At 44.1% G+C, this 14,543-nt stretch carries 16 protein-coding genes and 1 other RNA gene; 9 read left to right on the top strand and 8 right to left on the bottom strand.

The window, feature by feature from the left end; all coding sequences use genetic code 11:
• Positions 1–8 precede the first annotated feature (8 nt).
• Positions 9–92 carry a YjcZ family sporulation protein gene (locus tag AC58UW_RS02975; protein WP_497419326.1) on the bottom strand — a complete coding sequence of 28 codons (84 nt, stop codon included), beginning with the start codon at positions 90–92 and terminating at the stop codon, positions 9–11.
• A 153-nt stretch (positions 93–245) separates the two neighbouring features.
• Between AC58UW_RS02975 and AC58UW_RS02970 the strand changes: the two genes are divergently transcribed.
• Both AC58UW_RS02970 and ssrS read left to right on the top strand, forming a co-directional pair.
• Positions 246–1,133, top strand: coding sequence for a YesL family protein (locus AC58UW_RS02970; protein ID WP_497419221.1), 888 nt, complete (start codon positions 246–248; stop codon positions 1,131–1,133).
• 50 nt (positions 1,134–1,183) lie between these two features.
• A non-coding RNA gene (gene ssrS, locus AC58UW_RS02965) (6S RNA) lies at positions 1,184–1,365 on the top strand.
• Positions 1,366–1,437: 72 nt separating this feature from the next.
• Here the strand turns inward: ssrS and xylB are convergent.
• Positions 1,438–2,958 carry a xylulokinase gene (gene xylB, locus AC58UW_RS02960; RefSeq protein ID WP_497419325.1) on the bottom strand — a complete coding sequence of 507 codons (1,521 nt, stop codon included), beginning with the start codon at positions 2,956–2,958 and terminating at the stop codon, positions 1,438–1,440.
• Positions 2,959–3,114: 156 nt separating this feature from the next.
• Positions 3,115–3,615: a GNAT family N-acetyltransferase gene (locus AC58UW_RS02955; protein ID WP_497419220.1), complete on the bottom strand. Its 501-nt coding sequence runs from the start codon at positions 3,613–3,615 to the stop codon at positions 3,115–3,117.
• Between the two features lie 160 nt (positions 3,616–3,775).
• On the opposite strand from AC58UW_RS02955, the gene AC58UW_RS02950 reads away from it, so the two are divergent.
• Positions 3,776–5,125 (top strand): Nramp family divalent metal transporter, encoded by a 1,350-nt coding sequence (locus AC58UW_RS02950; protein WP_497419219.1) that lies wholly within the window; start codon positions 3,776–3,778, stop codon positions 5,123–5,125.
• 145 nt (positions 5,126–5,270) lie between these two features.
• Entirely contained in the window at positions 5,271–5,660 is a 390-nt protein-coding gene (locus AC58UW_RS02945; protein WP_145659234.1) for a DUF1499 domain-containing protein, read from the top strand.
• A 48-nt stretch (positions 5,661–5,708) separates the two neighbouring features.
• Here AC58UW_RS02945 and tpx read toward each other — a convergent pair whose 3' ends face one another.
• Complete coding sequence (gene tpx / locus AC58UW_RS02940; protein ID WP_145659233.1) at positions 5,709–6,227, bottom strand: thiol peroxidase; 519 nt, start codon at positions 6,225–6,227, stop codon at positions 5,709–5,711.
• Positions 6,228–6,387: 160 nt separating this feature from the next.
• Here tpx and gltC point away from each other — a divergent pair, with 160 nt between their 5' ends.
• A complete protein-coding gene (gltC, locus tag AC58UW_RS02935) occupies positions 6,388–7,272 on the top strand; it encodes a glutamate biosynthesis transcriptional regulator GltC (RefSeq protein WP_497419218.1) in 885 nt (294 codons plus the stop codon).
• Positions 7,273–7,328: 56 nt separating this feature from the next.
• Here the strand turns inward: gltC and AC58UW_RS02930 are convergent, their stop codons facing one another.
• Positions 7,329–8,021: a zinc metallopeptidase gene (locus AC58UW_RS02930; protein WP_497419217.1), complete on the bottom strand. Its 693-nt coding sequence runs from the start codon at positions 8,019–8,021 to the stop codon at positions 7,329–7,331.
• Positions 8,022–8,042: 21 nt separating this feature from the next.
• The gene (locus AC58UW_RS02925) at positions 8,043–8,483 is read right to left on the bottom strand and encodes a MerR family transcriptional regulator (protein ID WP_127454568.1); all 441 of its coding nucleotides are present in this window, start codon (positions 8,481–8,483) and stop codon (positions 8,043–8,045) included.
• Positions 8,484–8,787: 304 nt separating this feature from the next.
• Between AC58UW_RS02925 and AC58UW_RS02920 the strand changes: the two genes are divergently transcribed.
• The 3 genes from AC58UW_RS02920 to AC58UW_RS02910 are packed head-to-tail and all read left to right on the top strand — an operon-like array spanning position 8,788 to position 12,073.
• On the top strand, positions 8,788–10,173 hold the full coding sequence (locus AC58UW_RS02920) for an ammonium transporter (protein ID WP_497419216.1): 1,386 nt from the start codon (positions 8,788–8,790) through the stop codon (positions 10,171–10,173).
• Between the two features lie 38 nt (positions 10,174–10,211).
• Positions 10,212–11,294 carry a DUF294 nucleotidyltransferase-like domain-containing protein gene (locus AC58UW_RS02915; RefSeq protein ID WP_497419215.1) on the top strand — a complete coding sequence of 361 codons (1,083 nt, stop codon included), beginning with the start codon at positions 10,212–10,214 and terminating at the stop codon, positions 11,292–11,294.
• A 44-nt stretch (positions 11,295–11,338) separates the two neighbouring features.
• Entirely contained in the window at positions 11,339–12,073 is a 735-nt protein-coding gene (locus AC58UW_RS02910) for an exonuclease domain-containing protein (RefSeq protein ID WP_497419214.1), read from the top strand.
• On the opposite strand, the gene AC58UW_RS02905 is transcribed toward AC58UW_RS02910, so the two are convergent.
• Both AC58UW_RS02905 and AC58UW_RS02900 read right to left on the bottom strand, forming a co-directional pair.
• A complete protein-coding gene (locus AC58UW_RS02905) occupies positions 12,067–12,495 on the bottom strand; it encodes a M67 family metallopeptidase (RefSeq protein ID WP_497419213.1) in 429 nt (142 codons plus the stop codon). The two genes, AC58UW_RS02910 and AC58UW_RS02905, sit on opposite strands and share 7 nt — an antisense overlap.
• Before the next feature lie 45 nt (positions 12,496–12,540).
• Positions 12,541–13,860 carry an MFS transporter gene (locus tag AC58UW_RS02900; protein ID WP_497419212.1) on the bottom strand — a complete coding sequence of 440 codons (1,320 nt, stop codon included), beginning with the start codon at positions 13,858–13,860 and terminating at the stop codon, positions 12,541–12,543.
• A gap of 133 nt (positions 13,861–13,993) precedes the next feature.
• On the opposite strand from AC58UW_RS02900, the gene AC58UW_RS02895 reads away from it, so the two are divergent.
• Positions 13,994–14,527, top strand: coding sequence for a TlpA family protein disulfide reductase (locus tag AC58UW_RS02895; RefSeq protein ID WP_497419211.1), 534 nt, complete (start codon positions 13,994–13,996; stop codon positions 14,525–14,527).
• Positions 14,528–14,543: the final 16 nt, after the last annotated feature.

Below are 14,543 nucleotides of genomic sequence, written 5' to 3'. Positions count from 1 at the left end.
ATAGGATTTTAGAGGACAAAAGAGCTAGTGATAATAACAAGTAGGATAAAGAGAACCAAAACAGCACCTGCAGATGCACCAACTGCTGACATAGTATCTACCTCCTAATAAAGATTTGGGGTTGGTTCTAATGACACAATATTATACTATGTAAAAGAACCTAGAACGACTAGACGTCTACCTATATGTTCAAAAATAGGCTATAATTAAACTATGGTTGGTCGAGACAAGCTATTTAATTATTTATGGACTATCAACGTAGAAAGTTTCCTAAAGGAAACGCTAAGGAGGAAGCGGTTTTGGAGTTTAGAGGGGTTATGGGAGGACTTTACAAAATATCAGAATGGATCATGCGTTTATCGGTGATTAACCTGTTGTGGATGTTGTGTTCAATTCCGGTTTTCTTTTTTGGTTTTATGGGATTGGTAAGTCCATCTCCTGATGGGCTGAAAGCCATGTTACCGATCATTGCAGTTTTGGCACCGTTTACTTTATTCCCGGCGACTTCTGCCATGTTCGCAGTTGCTAGGAAATGGGTTACTGGAGAAGAAGATGTACCTCTGCTTAAAACATTTTTCCGCGGATATAAAGAAAACTACAAGCAAAGCATGGTCGGCGGTATTTTCTTCGTAATCATATTCGTAATCATTAGCGTGAACTACTTCTTTTACTTAAAACAAGGCACCTCACTCAAAATATTGGCCGTTTTGTTCATTGCCTTCACAGTGATTATGATAATTTCCCTATTTAATTTCTTTTCCATCATGGTTCACTTGCATATGAAAATCTTCCAAATTTTAAAAAATTCCGTCTTGATTTCAATTGGAAATCCAATCAACTCCATCGTGTTGTTGCTTTGTAATGGAGCGATTTTCTACATTTGTATTACGAAATTTAATTTCTTCCTTGTTGTGTTCTTCATGGGAAGTATTATGGCAACCTTTTCATTCTGGCAGTTTAACCGCAGCTTCACGAAACTGCAAATTAAGCAGCAGGAGCTTGAAGAGAAAGAACTACAAAAGCTTGAAGAAGCTGAAACGGAAGCTAATTCGGAAGAGTTGGTTGAAGAGGAAACAGAAAACAGAAATTCTGCTGTCAGCTTGCATAAAAATGATGAAAAGAATAGAGAATAAAGCTACCAGTTGATTATCAGCCGGTACAGCACTATAATAAGAACTACAAAAGAATCCTGCGATGTACGTAACGGTTTTAAGTTGTTTTAAACCAATGACTGTTTCTAGGGAGACCTATATCGAAGTGTGGCTGACATGCCCTCGAAAGGGGACCTCAAATACACTTCTGCGGACACCCACCTGCGAGAGCGGGTTTGAAGCACCAAAACCGGACGGCATAGGCGGGTTTCTTTGCGCCTACATACGTAAAATAAAGCGGTTGATCAGGGGATTTCCTGTTCAACCGCTTTTTCAGTTCTTACAATTAAGATTGACCGGCAAGGTCGCTTAATTGGTGGAAAGTATTTTGTAGCGTGCCGTAGAGGCCACGGTAAATTTGATAATAAGCCTCATACTTAGTTTGATTATCCGTGTTTGGCTCTACGCGATCTGTGACCTGAATCCACTTCTCACAAAGCGATGTGATATCCTCTCCAAGGACACCTGAAGCAGCCATAATGGCAGCACCATAAGCAGGGCCGTCTGTGGAGTTAACCGTGACAACAGGGATACCGAAAATGTCAGCAATCATTTGACGCCAGAACGGGCTTCTAGCGCCGCCGCCGTTCACGCGAAGTTCGGTCACCTCGACACCGGACTCCCGTATTAATTGAAGAGAGTCGCGAAGCCCGAATGTAATGCCTTCAAGAACAGCGCGGGTCAGATGCGCTTTGCCGTGTCTGAGATTAAGGCCGATGAATGCGCCGCGGGCTTTCGGGTCTGGGTGCGGCGTTCGCTCCCCAGATAAGTAAGGCAGGAACAACAAGCCTTCACTGCCTAAGGGAGCCGTGGAGGCCTCAGACGTCAAGATCTCGTAGACGTCTTTGCCTTCCTGCTGCGCACGCTCGAACTCTTCGTGCGCGAAGTGGTTGCGCCACCACTGGAACGAGCCGCCGGCCGCCAGCATAACTCCCATGCGGTGCCATTTGCCAGGCACGCCGTGACAGAATGAATGAAGCCGGTACGCTTCATCCACTTGATAGGTGTCGTCGTGGACGAAGACGACACCGGATGTGCCGAGCGCCACTGACGCGATGCCTTGTCGGACGACGCCAACACCAACGGCGCCGCAAGCTTGATCTCCGCCGCCGGCTACGATCGGCGTGCCTGCGGCTAGCCCGGTCAGGCTGGCTGCTTCCGGCAGCAGGTGACCAGCCACGTCGCCGGACTCAAAGAGCGGAGGCAGCCACTCGAGCGGAATTTCCAGCCGCTCGGCTACGGTCTGAGACCAGCTGCGGTGGGCGACGTCCAGCAGCAGCGTGCCGCTTGCGTCGGCCATATCCATGCCGAACGCGCCCGTCAGGCGCAGCCTGACGTAGTCCTTCGGCAGAAGCAGATGCCGAACGCGTGCGTAGTTCTCCGGCTCATGCTGCCGGAGCCAAATGACTTTGGGCGCGGTGAAGCCGGTCAGCGCCCGGTTGCCCGTAAGTCGGCCGAGTTCGGCTTCGCCGACGGTCGACTCGATGTAAGCGCACTGCTCAGCCGTGCGCTGATCGCACCAGAGCAGCGCAGGCCGGATGACCTGCTGCGCCTCGTCAAGGAAGACCGACCCGTGCATCTGGCCGGAAAAGCCAATACCTGCAACATCGCTGCCAGCGATGTTTGTTTTCGTTAAGAGCGAGCGAATACCTTGAATGGTGGCGTTCCACCAGTCCTCAGGATGCTGCTCTGCCCAACCGGGATGAGGCTGCTGAAGCGGGTATTCGACGCTATGGCTTCCAATGACCGTTCCTGAATCATCCACAAGAATACATTTAACTGCAGAAGTTCCTAAATCTAACCCCATAAAATAAGACATAAGAATTCACCCTTTGTTGAAAATAGAATGTTGATCTTTATAATCTTTGTTTGTTTAATAAATATACAAAGATAGATTATTTATATTATTCGCACAAAAACATTAAATTCCTTCTTTATATTCTGATTTTTTTCGTTTTATCGTTTATTGCCAAAGCAAATGCATTTCGTGCCACTGGACTCCGCCGTGCTCGGATGCTGATGGGGCGATGTACTGAAATCCATGTTTTTCATAGAATGAAATCAAGTGTTTTTCACACATTAAAACAATGCCTTTTAAGCTTTCTTCTTTGGTTTTTCGAATCATTGCTTGAAGGAGTTTAGCGGCAACACCTTGCCGTTGATAATTTGGCTGAACAGCAATTGTAAGCAGACAGAAATAACCGCCGTTACTATCATAATCTACGCCCTGTTTGATACTCTCATCAGCGAGGTCTTTGTGATTCAGTTTCACACCGTTGGCTACACCAATGATTGTATGCTCGGAGCTTGAATCGAATTCAGCTACCAGAAAATAAGGACCGAATACGGCCATCCTCATTCGAAAAGCCTCCCAAGTAGCAGCGGATTCTTTCGCATAAACGCTCATTTCAATGTCATGAGCTGCTTTCAATTCTAAGTCATTGGCAATTGGACGAATATTCATAGTGAGATTAGCTCCTCGGTGTTGGTTTTTCCCATGGGAAAATTTATTTCATATGCACATAAGTGTTTGCCTATAGCATAGTATGGGGTTATATAGTATAATTCTAATTAAAAAGTTTCCTTAGGACAACATTATTGGTCTTACGAAAGAAGGAGATATTATGTCAATAGCATATAAAGAAGCTGAGCATGAAGGTGAAGGCTGGAAAGGCAAACCCTCCATGCCGAGCTTGCCTGAGGTTCATCAAAGTATGCGAGTACCTAAAAAAGCGGGATTCTTCCGTAAATTGCTTGCCTTCGTAGGTCCTGGCTATCTCGTTGCGGTAGGGTATATGGATCCTGGCAACTGGGCAACGGATTTAGCAGGAGGTTCCAAATTTGGATACACGCTTTTGTCTGTCATCCTAATCTCAAACCTGATGGCAATTCTCTTACAGGCTTTAGCCGGCCGTTTGGGTATTGTAACAGGGCGTGACTTGGCGCAAGCATGTCGAGATCATTATAGCAAGCCTGTATCGTTCGTGTTGTGGATTCTATGTGAATTAGCGATCGCGGCCTGTGATTTAGCAGAAGTTATTGGCGCAGCAATTGCCTTGAATTTGCTGTTCGGTATTCCGTTAATTTATGGCGTTATATTAACGGCTATAGACGTACTTTTAGTGTTAATGCTTCAAAAAAGAGGCTTCCGTTATATTGAAGCTATGGTTATTAGTCTGATCGCACTTATCACTTTTTGTTTTGTGATGGAACTCATTTTTTCACAACCTGATTTTGCGGCTGTAGCAGCGGGATTCATTCCTACAACTGAAATTGTTACCAATCCTGCTATGTTATATATTGCTCTTGGTATTTTGGGTGCGACGGTTATGCCTCATAATTTATATTTACATTCTTCAATCGTTCAAACACGTAAAATTGAACCTACTATTAAAGGAAAACGCGAAGCGATCAAATTTGCAACGATTGACTCAACTGTAGCTTTAATGCTTGCTCTATTCGTAAATGCGGCTATTCTTATTCTTTCTGCGGCAGCTTTTCACTCGGCAGGCACAGAAGTAGCTGAAATCCAGGATGCCTATCATCTGCTGGGACCTATGCTAGGTACTGGCGCCGCGAGTATTTTATTTGCAGTTGCGCTACTAGCTTCTGGGCAGAATTCAACGCTCACAGGGACATTAGCCGGGCAGATTGTAATGGAAGGCTTCCTAAATATTCGTCTTTCCCCATGGCTCCGTCGATTGATTACCCGATTGATTGCGATCATCCCGGCGGTCATCGTGATTGGTATCTATGGAGAAAGTGGCGCTACGGATTTGCTCATCCTAAGTCAGGTCATCCTGTCCTTGCAGCTTTCCTTTGCTGTCATTCCGCTAGTGAAATTTACCTCTGATCGTAAAAAAATGGGTGAGCTTATCACACCGAAGTGGATGATCGTGCTTAGTTGGTTCGTGGCGGTAATAATCGCTGGTCTAAATGCCTATTTGCTTTATACTACCTTTTTTGGAAATTAATCAGTAAATCTGTCGGAATGACGGTTGAGTAATCCTATCGATTTCATTTTCCCTCTTTTTCTTATCCCCAAACAGTGGTAATATAGAGAACAGTGTAGAGAAGGCAAGCGGTCTAAATGCACTTCATTGAAGGGGGAAAAGGCTTTTGCTTAAGAGAACTTTAATCGGATTACTTCGCAGTCACGAAACGACCGGAGATAAAGCCAAAGATCCTTTGCTTAAAACAAGGTATTATAAGCTTTCCAAAGAGCAAGTTTGGGAAGAGGTCACGGCTGTTTTGAAGAAGACACCAGGTTATAAGCTGCTCCACGAAGTCCAAAGTGTAGGTGAGATTCTCGCTGAACGCAAAACAATGACAGGCAGGACACAGGATGTTACTTTGACACTGTTCGCGATTAATCCCGTGAAAACGGCAGTGGATATATATTCAGCATCCCGCGGCTCGATGGGGGACCTAGGTTCCAACTACCGTACGATTATAGATATTTACAAACAATTAGACCGTAAACTAGCTCAATATAAGATTGAAGGATAATAAAAACAGCAGGGAAGCTTGGCCTCCTTGCTGTTTTATTTGTTTCTATTAGATTAATTTTTTAACAGCTGCTACGGCTGCTTCGTAGTTAGGGTGAGCAGTCATTTCGCCCAGATATTCCACGTATTGTACGGTATCGTTAGCATCGATAACGAAGATTGAACGCATATCAAGTTGAAGCTCTTTGATCAATACGCCATATGCTTCACCGAAGGATTTTGTTTTGTAATCGGACAAAGTGATAACTTTATCGATTCCAGCTGCGCCACACCAACGGGATTGCGCGAAAGGAAGGTCAACGCTGATTGTCAATACAGTGACATTATCGCCAAGGCCAGCTGCTTCTTCATTGAAGCGGCGAGTTTGTGCGTCACAAACACCTGTGTCCAAGGATGGAACTACGCTGATCAGCTTTACTTTACCAGCATAATCTGCCAAGGTTACTTGTGTCATCAAGTCTTTGTTAACAGTGAAGTCAGGTGCTTTGTCACCTACTTTAATTTCAGGTCCTACCAAGGTGATCGGATTGCCTTTGATTGTAGCAACACCAGTACGGTCTTGAGCCATTTGAACAGTTCCTCCTTTGATTTCCATGCAATTTAACAACTTTTTCATTATAAGCTTTTTGAAGTTAGGTTGTCCAATTGAAGATGTGAGGCTATAATTTAGATGCATAAAATGTTGACAGATTCGTAATCCTGTAAGAAAAGCCGGGGGATTCATCCAAGTGGAATTAAGACAATTGCAGTATTTTGTGAAAGTTGCAAGAAAGCAGCACGTAACTCAAGCCGCAGAAGAAATGCATGTGGCTCAGTCGGCTGTTAGCCGCCAAATTCATCTATTGGAAGAGGAACTTGGCGTAAATTTATTTGTTCAAAAGGGACGTAATCTGCATCTGACTTCGGTTGGTCACTTATTCCTAAGTCGCATCGAGGGGATACTGACGGATTTGGAACGTGCTGTTGGTGAGATGCATGAATTTCTCGATCCTGAGGCAGGGGAAATTCGCATTGGTTTTCCACACAGCATGGTCATTAATCTGCTGCCTGCTGTCGTCGCGTCTTTTAAGAAAGATCATCCTAATGTTAAATTTCGGCTTCGGCAAGGGACGTACACGTCTTTGATTCGAGATGTTACAAAGGGTGAGATCGATCTCGCTTTTATTTCGCCATTTCCAGAGTCGCATGAGCATGTGACAGGTGAATTATTACTGACAGAAGAATTGTATGCGATTATTCCGGCCAATCATATCCTTGCTGATTATACGTCGATTCGTCTCGAGCAGTTGAAGCATGAGAACTTTGTTATGTTTAGTGAAGAATATACGCTGCGCTCGATTGTCATGGAGGCGTGCTTGAAGGCGGGCTTCGTCCCAAAAATCGAATTCGAGGGAGAAGAGACGGATACGATTCGAGGTCTTGTTGCTGCGGGGATGGGGGTTAGCTTGCTACCCTCCATGGCACTAATCGAAGGCGGACAGATGCAGCCTGCCAAAATCCGTGTGACCGATCCGCAAGTGACACGAACGGTTGGTTTGATCAGCCGGAAAGGCGAGAAGCTTCCGTTAGTAGCTGAAGTATTCAGACGCTTTCTGCAAGAATATTTTCAATAATAAAAGCTCTCCTTGTGCGCTGCTTAGGCTGCGGCACAATGGAGAGCTTTTGTGTATTAATCGTCGCTGTTACGACCGCTAAATATCATGATATATTTCAGTAGCTCAAGAACAGAAATTAACGCTGCCGCGACATAAGTAAGTGCTGCTGCATTGAGGACCTTGGCTACTCCACGTTCTTCCTGATTCGAGATGAAACCCTCGGAAACCATCAAATCGCGTGCTCTAGAGCTAGCGTTGAATTCTACCGGCAAGGTTACTAGTTGAAAGGCGACTGCGGCTGCGAAAAAAATGATACCCAGACCGAGAAGCCATGGAATTTGCTGGAACAAGAAACCGGCTAATATTAAGAATGGAGCTACACCAGATGCAATATTGACGACTGGGAACATATAATGTCTTGCGACGAGCATGGGATAATGTACTTTGTGTTGAATCGCATGCCCAACTTCATGACAGGCGACGGAAACGGCTGATATAGAGCTTTGATAGTAGACAGGTTCTGATAATCGAACAACTCTAGCCAAAGGGTCATAGTGGTCGGTTAACGTGCCTCGCACGGCTTCAACAGGGACATCATAGAGCCCATTGGCATCCAGCATCCGACGTGCGGCTTGGGCGCCTGTCATTCCTGAATAGACAGGGACACTAGACCATTTGTTGAATGTTCCGCGGACTCGGAACGAGGCCCACAAAGAAAGAGCAAATGCAATAATAATGAGAAAATCCATTGGGTGAAAAAATAACATTTCACACGCCTCCGTAATTCGTTATGAGAACGGATTTTTACCTAGAAGAACAATTAATGCTTCAATGCACGCTGCAGTTGGCTGCGTTAGTATGCGGTAAAGCTTTTTTAGTTGATTTGGCTTCAGCTGCTGGATGATTGGCCCAAGTTCTTTGGCTTCCTTCATTAACTGTTCAAGATGAAGTTGGATAGATGTCAGCTTATCTCTCACTGTATCATCCTGGGACACCTTGCTCCATTGCTGTAAGTTTGCTTTGATCTCCTCTAGGGTATATTTCTCGTTCTTCATAGTTTCAATACGTTTAAGTCGATTCAAAGTTTCATCGCTATAAAGCCGGTAATTCGTGTCGGATCTTTTCTCGGGCTCGATCAAGTTAAGCTTGGTGTAGTAATCAATGGTTCGAGAACTAACATCGGCAAGTTTGGCTAGTTCCCCGATTTTGTATAGCTTCTCATTTTCCATATTTCATTCACCCCTACTCCAATGTCATATAATAAATTACTTCTATAATAATGATACCTGATTACAAACCGTACAGTCAAACGTGATGCTTATCATAGCTGACAAGGGTTTTAAGATAGGAATCTTAACATTTTTTCACAAATAATTATGAAAACACGAATTATGCCTGTTCGATGTCAGGTTATTTTTCGTTTTTTTCATTTTTTTAGAGAAAATCCTATTGTCAAACCCATATAACCTGTATATAATGACATTAAGAGTTTCATTACATGTTATTTAATCTAACATTAAAGGAAGTGGTCGTATGGTTAAGAAGTTGTTGTTAGCTTTTGGTGTCATGGCCTTGTTGTTCCCTACTCTCGCATTTGCTGCAGATGAAGCAACAATTCCCCAATTGCAAGGTGCAATCGATGCTGTTTGGGTCATGTTAGCCGCTATTTTAGTTATCTTCATGCAAGCTGGTTTCGCCTTATTAGAAGCAGGGTCGACTAGAATGAAAAATGCCGGTCACGTAGCTGGTAAAACAATCTTGACATTCGGATTATGTGCCATTGCATTCTGGGCTGTTGGCTTCGGTTTCGCCTTCGGTGACGGAAATGCCTTCTTCGGTACAACAGGGTTCTTCGTTACAGGCTTGGAAGATCAAGCTGCAGCGGCCTTCGGTTCCTTGTCCTTCTCTGATGTGCCAATCGGCATCAAGTTCTTATTCCAACTAGCTTTCGCAGGTGTATCCTTGGCAATTGCTTGGGGTGGATTTGCAGAAAGAGCTAAGCTTCCTGTTTACTTTATCTTCGGAATTTTGTTCACCGTAGTGATTTATCCAATCGTTGCTCACTGGGTATGGGGCGGCGGCTGGTTGAGCAAGCTTGGTATGCAAGATTTCGCAGGTTCAACTGTCGTTCACTTACAAGGTGCAACAGCAGCTTTAGTAGCTACGATCTTGTTAAAACCACGTATTGGCAAATATAATAAAGATAATACGCCAAACCTTATTCCTGGTCATAACCAAGTGTTGTCTGTTCTCGGTGTTATCATTCTTTGGATCGGTTGGTTCGGATTCAACCCAGGTAGTACGCTAAGCGCAATGGGTGATGGATTCTTCGGTTATATCGCCTTAACAACGAACATGGCTGCTGCAGCAGGCGGCGTTGCGGCGCTGATTATTTCTTGGATGTACTTTGGTAAAGCAGACATTCCTAGCATGTTGAACGGTGTTCTTGCAGCACTTGTTGCGATTACAGCAGCGTGTGCGTTCGTAGACACTTGGGCAGCGATCGTTATCGGAGCAGTGGCAGGTATTGTTACTTTCTTCACGGCACAATGGTTTGAAAAAGCGGGTATCGATGATCCAATCTACGCTTTCTCGGTACATGGTATCGCTGGTATCTGGGGTACGCTTTCCACAGGTTTGTTCGCCACACCTGAACTTTCTGCTAAAGTTGGTATCGGTGGCGCGGGGTTATTTTACGGTGGCGGTTTGCACCAATTAGGTATTCAAGCGCTTGGCGTTTTCGGAGCATTGGCATTCGTACTTGTTCTTTCCTTCATTATCTTAGGAATTCTTAAAGCTACAGTTGGTCTGCGTGTAACTGAAGAAGAAGAAATCATTGGTCTGGACTTGTCTGAACATGGTTCATACGGTTACCCAGAACAAATGAAAAAAGCAGCTCAAAACGGCGTGTCCGTTTAATATCACATAACTTTCTACTTGGGCAAAGGGGATGCAAAATGAAACATCTCTCAATGGAACAGATCCTGGAGCGTATCTATCTATCGGAACAGTTCGATGAGATGCGAATAACCAGAGATCAGGTGCATGAGATGTTTCGGGAGCATCTCCTTTTCTCTCATACACCTGAATTAGGACGAAAAGTGAACGCCATTCATGATGCTCTTATACAAAGGACGATCGAGCTTGCTGAACACATTTTAGAAGATGAAGGCTTTGGGAAACCACCTGTGCCGTATGCTTTTATATTGTTCGGGAGTGGAGGGCGAAGTGAACAAACACTTTGGAGTGATCAGGATAACGGGCTAGTATACGGAGAAAGCGAAAAGCATCTGGAAGAAGAAGTAGAATCATACTTCATAAAATTGGTTGATTGTATTTTACAAGGTCTAGATGCATTAGGATACCCGCCGTGTGAAGGCAATGTTGTTTCTAGTAATAAACAATGGCGAAAGCCGTTAACAGAGTATACCCAAATGATGCTGGAATGGTTGCAGGAACCAGAGTGGGAAAATATCCGTTATCTGCTCATCATGGCGGATATGCGGTGTATATACGGATCGCATAATTTGGTCGATCAACTGAAAGGTACGTTTTTAACCTATGTTCAGGAGAATTCGGGTATTTTGAACTATTTATTATCGAATACACTCCACCACAAAATATCGTTAGGTGTCTTTGGCCAGTTAATTACTGAGAGGTATGGCGAGGACGCAGGTGGTTTTGATATCAAATATGGCGCTTATATTCCTATCGTAAATGGTATTCGCCTGCTCGCTATCCAAGCTGGAATTATGCACTCATCCACGTCGCAAAGGATTAAGCAATTAAAGGATAGTGAGTTTATACCAGAACAGTTAGCAGATGAATGGTTAGAGGCATTTGGCGTAGCGCTTAAACTTAGGGATTTGACACCGTTCCAATTGGAAGATGATATGTATACAACGCGGGGGAAGCTAGCCGCAGATCAATTGACCAAGGAAGTCAAACAAGAATTAAAACAATGTTTGCGCGCTGGAATTGAGTTGCAGAAATATGTAAAAAAGTCGATTGTTTCGCACATAGAGAGAGAAAAAGGTTAGATAGATCGGAATACATTTTTCTTGTGTTGGAGAGGTGAATTGGGATGAAAGATATGCGACCTGCCGGACGTATGTGGCACCTGTACAAGATGGGGGGGCTAACACCCGCTATTACCTCCATGTTTGATGTACAAAGTGCTCAGCAGATGGCTTTTATTCGCTCCATGTTAAAAGAACAGCGGAAGGATTCCCTGTTTGAAATACCGCTGCACTCGATGGAAATTGTAGTTTTTGATTTGGAAACGACAGGGTTTTCTCCTTATAATGGTGATGAAATTATTTCGTTCGGTGGCGTCTCCGTTATAGGAGGTGAAGTTCAGAGAGATCATACCTTCTATAGTATGGTAAATCCAAAACGTAAAATCCCAGAAGAAATTGTTGAACTGACGGGGATTACGAATGAAATGGTGGCAGATGCGCCTGAACTGATCGGCGTTTTGAGTGATTTTCTGGAATTTGTACAGCAGCGAATTTTGGTTGCGCATGCTACTGGACACGATAAAAATTTTCTGAATTCTGCGCTTTGGCGGACTTCTAAGGTTAGCTTATCTCATCGTGTTCTTGATACAATGATGATTGCGAAGTGGCTGATGCCAAAAAGGAAAAATTTAAGCTTAGATTCTTTGCTTCATGCCTATGAAATTCCGGTTACACAGCGTCATCATGCCTTGGAGGATTCCTTGATGACAGCAGAGCTGTGGTCTAGATTCATGGACGAGATTAAAGCGAGGAATGTGGATACGTTAGGTGATCTATACGCCCTCTTAAGCCATCATTGACCGATTACAAACGCGAGTTTGTGATAATTGGTTGATGTGGCTTTTTTTATTGTGTAAAGCAGCAATTCGGGCTTATTTGGATGCATCAAAGACAGGATCCAATAAGTAGGAATTGTGTGCCAAAGGGTTTGCAAGTCCGCGGCGGATGGTACCGCGGGAGCTGTTGGGTGTGAGTGGAATAAGCCGATCACAGGATTTTCGCTATTTGTTAGAAAGGGAATCATCTCTACTGGGCTGAGCTCGAAATGAGTTCGAGGACTGATGGAGCAATTACGCATCGGAACAAAGGAAGAGGCTAGAAGCTCCTCATTTGTGCTTGAAGAATGTTTGCCTATAATGAGGCCGCAGGCTTCCTCGGGCAGTTTTTGCTGACTGAATTGAAGCAGCTGAGTGTAGAGTTCTTCTTTTAAATATACGATCATTAGCGCTCCCACCTTATTAATACGACTAAGATTGAGGCTAGTATATCATGCTTTTTCTTTCAGGACTTCATTTGGTTTGATGCAGAAAAAGACGAGCACTAACATCAGAAGAGCCATTGAGGCAACTGATATAAATAAGGTTTTGTGGGACATGTTCATGAGCCACCCGAATAATGGCGGGCCGAATGCTACGCCGATAAAGCGAAGGCTATTGTACAACGAAGTGATCATACCGCGTTGATCGCGTTCTACAGAGCCGGTGATCATGGTGTTTAAGCAGGGAAGCAGGAGGCCAGTTCCTATTCCGCTAAGCGATAGAAGTCCGATGAAAACATACAGGTTTGTGTTGAGAAAGATCGCTAATGTTAAAGAGACTGTCATCATAATCAGTCCGATATTCATTAACCAACGCATCAACGTTCCATTTTGCTTGATTTTGGCACCGGTTGTGTACGAAGTTATGACCATGCAAAGCAGGGGGATTGCCAGCACGAACCCTTTGCGGACTCCCACGATACTGTAAGGTTCTTCTTCTAATATTTGAGATAAATAAAAGAGTACGCCGAAAAGTATAAATAGGGTGATCGCTCCGGCAAAAAATGATGGGATAAGCCACTTTCCTTTTTCCCGATGGATATCTCTAATTTGCTTTAAGTAGGTGCCAAGAGGCTCAGCTTTTTTCTCATTCGGCGGTTCTTTGATCATAAAAATAACGGCTAACAAGGCTAATACGCAAAATATCGGAAATGCGAAAAACGGGGCAAACCAGACGATTAAGGCAAGTAAAGAGCCTAATATTGGGCTAACTACCTTGCCTGCCCCATTGGAAGCTTCTATGAGCCCTAGCGCTTTGCTCGCATCTCCGCCTTTATACAGATCGCCAACTAGAGCCATGGCTATAGGGGCTGTACCAGCTGCTCCCAGGCCTTGTATGGCGCGAGCAATGATAAGGATGGGATAAGAGTTCCAAACGGCTCCAAAGCCTGCTAGGACGCCAGCTGCGCCATATACGACGAGAGATGGAATGATGACGGATTTCCGGGTAAAACGGTCTGATAAATACCCTGACACCGGAATGATGATCCCTGCTGCGATGGAGAATAGTGTAATGACTAATGAGCTCTGGAAGCGTGAGATGCCCATCTTTTCCTGCAGATCAGGTAAAATGGGGACTAGCATGGAATTCCCTAAGACGAGAACTAAAGGTATTGTTGCTATCGCGATATATTCCCATATGGAGCCTTTGCTTGATTTGTCTTTGGATTTACCGTTCGATTTGTTGTTTGAAGTGTTGTTAGAACCGTTGTTGGCATTGTCACTAAATCTGTTTTTGGTTCGGGCGTTGGATGTTGCAACTTTGTTCACTTTGGTTATTCCTTTCAGAGCAATTGGTAGACTTACTTTTCCCGTAAATGGGGAAAGCATACTTTGTTGACTTGCTGATGTTGGAAATTAGGCTGAATTGGAGATAATATAGACAGTGGAGGTGAACACTTTTTTGAAGAAGAATGTATTTGTGATCGTATTGGTTGTATTATTAGCTGGGATAGCTATCTATCAAAATGCCCAGCATAAGAATAAACAAACGTTAATGCCTACAGAGCAAGCTCCTCAGGTGAATTTCTTAGCACCTTCGTTTACCTTGACAGGGCTTGATGGAAAGGCGTATACGATTGGCGGTCCGCGTGAGAAGCCTTTGCTCGTTAATTTTTGGGCATCCTGGTGTGGTCCCTGTGAGGAAGAAGCGCCGGATCTGGTGAATGTATATAACAAATACGAAGGACAGTTTGATTTGTATGCGGTGAATGTTACACCTGGGGATAAAATGGAGAATATCAAAAAGTTCGTGGAAACGTATAAATACCCTTTCCCAGTACTTTTAGATAAGCAAGGAACGAACGCGGATACGTACCGAGTCGTTGCGATTCCAACCAGTTTTCTGATTGATAAAAATGGCGTTGTTCGTGAGGTTATTCACGTACTTTCGCCAAAAGAGCTGGATAAGAAGATTGCGAGTCTAATTAAAGGATGACAAAAAAGCTGCAAGT

The organism is Paenibacillus sp. J22R160 (genome assembly GCF_059692135.1).
This window is presented reverse-complemented; position numbering and strand designations above follow the sequence as displayed.

Excerpts from the sequence above, each read along its gene's own strand:
- tpx (WP_145659233.1), bottom strand. The coding sequence starts at position 6,227 with ATGGCTCAAGACCGTACTGGTGTTGCTACAATCAAAGGCAATCCGATC.
- AC58UW_RS02950 (WP_497419219.1), top strand. The coding sequence starts at position 3,776 with ATGTCAATAGCATATAAAGAAGCTGAGCATGAAGGTGAAGGCTGGAAA.
- xylB (WP_497419325.1), bottom strand. The coding sequence starts at position 2,958 with ATGGGGTTAGATTTAGGAACTTCTGCAGTTAAATGTATTCTTGTGGAT.
- AC58UW_RS02975 (WP_497419326.1), bottom strand. The coding sequence starts at position 92 with ATGTCAGCAGTTGGTGCATCTGCAGGTGCTGTTTTGGTTCTCTTTATC.
- AC58UW_RS02910 (WP_497419214.1), top strand. The coding sequence starts at position 11,339 with ATGAAAGATATGCGACCTGCCGGACGTATGTGGCACCTGTACAAGATG.
- AC58UW_RS02925 (WP_127454568.1), bottom strand. The coding sequence starts at position 8,483 with ATGGAAAATGAGAAGCTATACAAAATCGGGGAACTAGCCAAACTTGCC.
- AC58UW_RS02930 (WP_497419217.1), bottom strand. The coding sequence starts at position 8,021 with ATGTTATTTTTTCACCCAATGGATTTTCTCATTATTATTGCATTTGCT.
- AC58UW_RS02920 (WP_497419216.1), top strand. The coding sequence starts at position 8,788 with ATGGTTAAGAAGTTGTTGTTAGCTTTTGGTGTCATGGCCTTGTTGTTC.
- AC58UW_RS02970 (WP_497419221.1), top strand. The coding sequence starts at position 246 with ATGGACTATCAACGTAGAAAGTTTCCTAAAGGAAACGCTAAGGAGGAA.
- AC58UW_RS02915 (WP_497419215.1), top strand. The coding sequence starts at position 10,212 with ATGAAACATCTCTCAATGGAACAGATCCTGGAGCGTATCTATCTATCG.
- AC58UW_RS02955 (WP_497419220.1), bottom strand. The coding sequence starts at position 3,615 with ATGAATATTCGTCCAATTGCCAATGACTTAGAATTGAAAGCAGCTCAT.
- AC58UW_RS02905 (WP_497419213.1), bottom strand. The coding sequence starts at position 12,495 with ATGATCGTATATTTAAAAGAAGAACTCTACACTCAGCTGCTTCAATTC.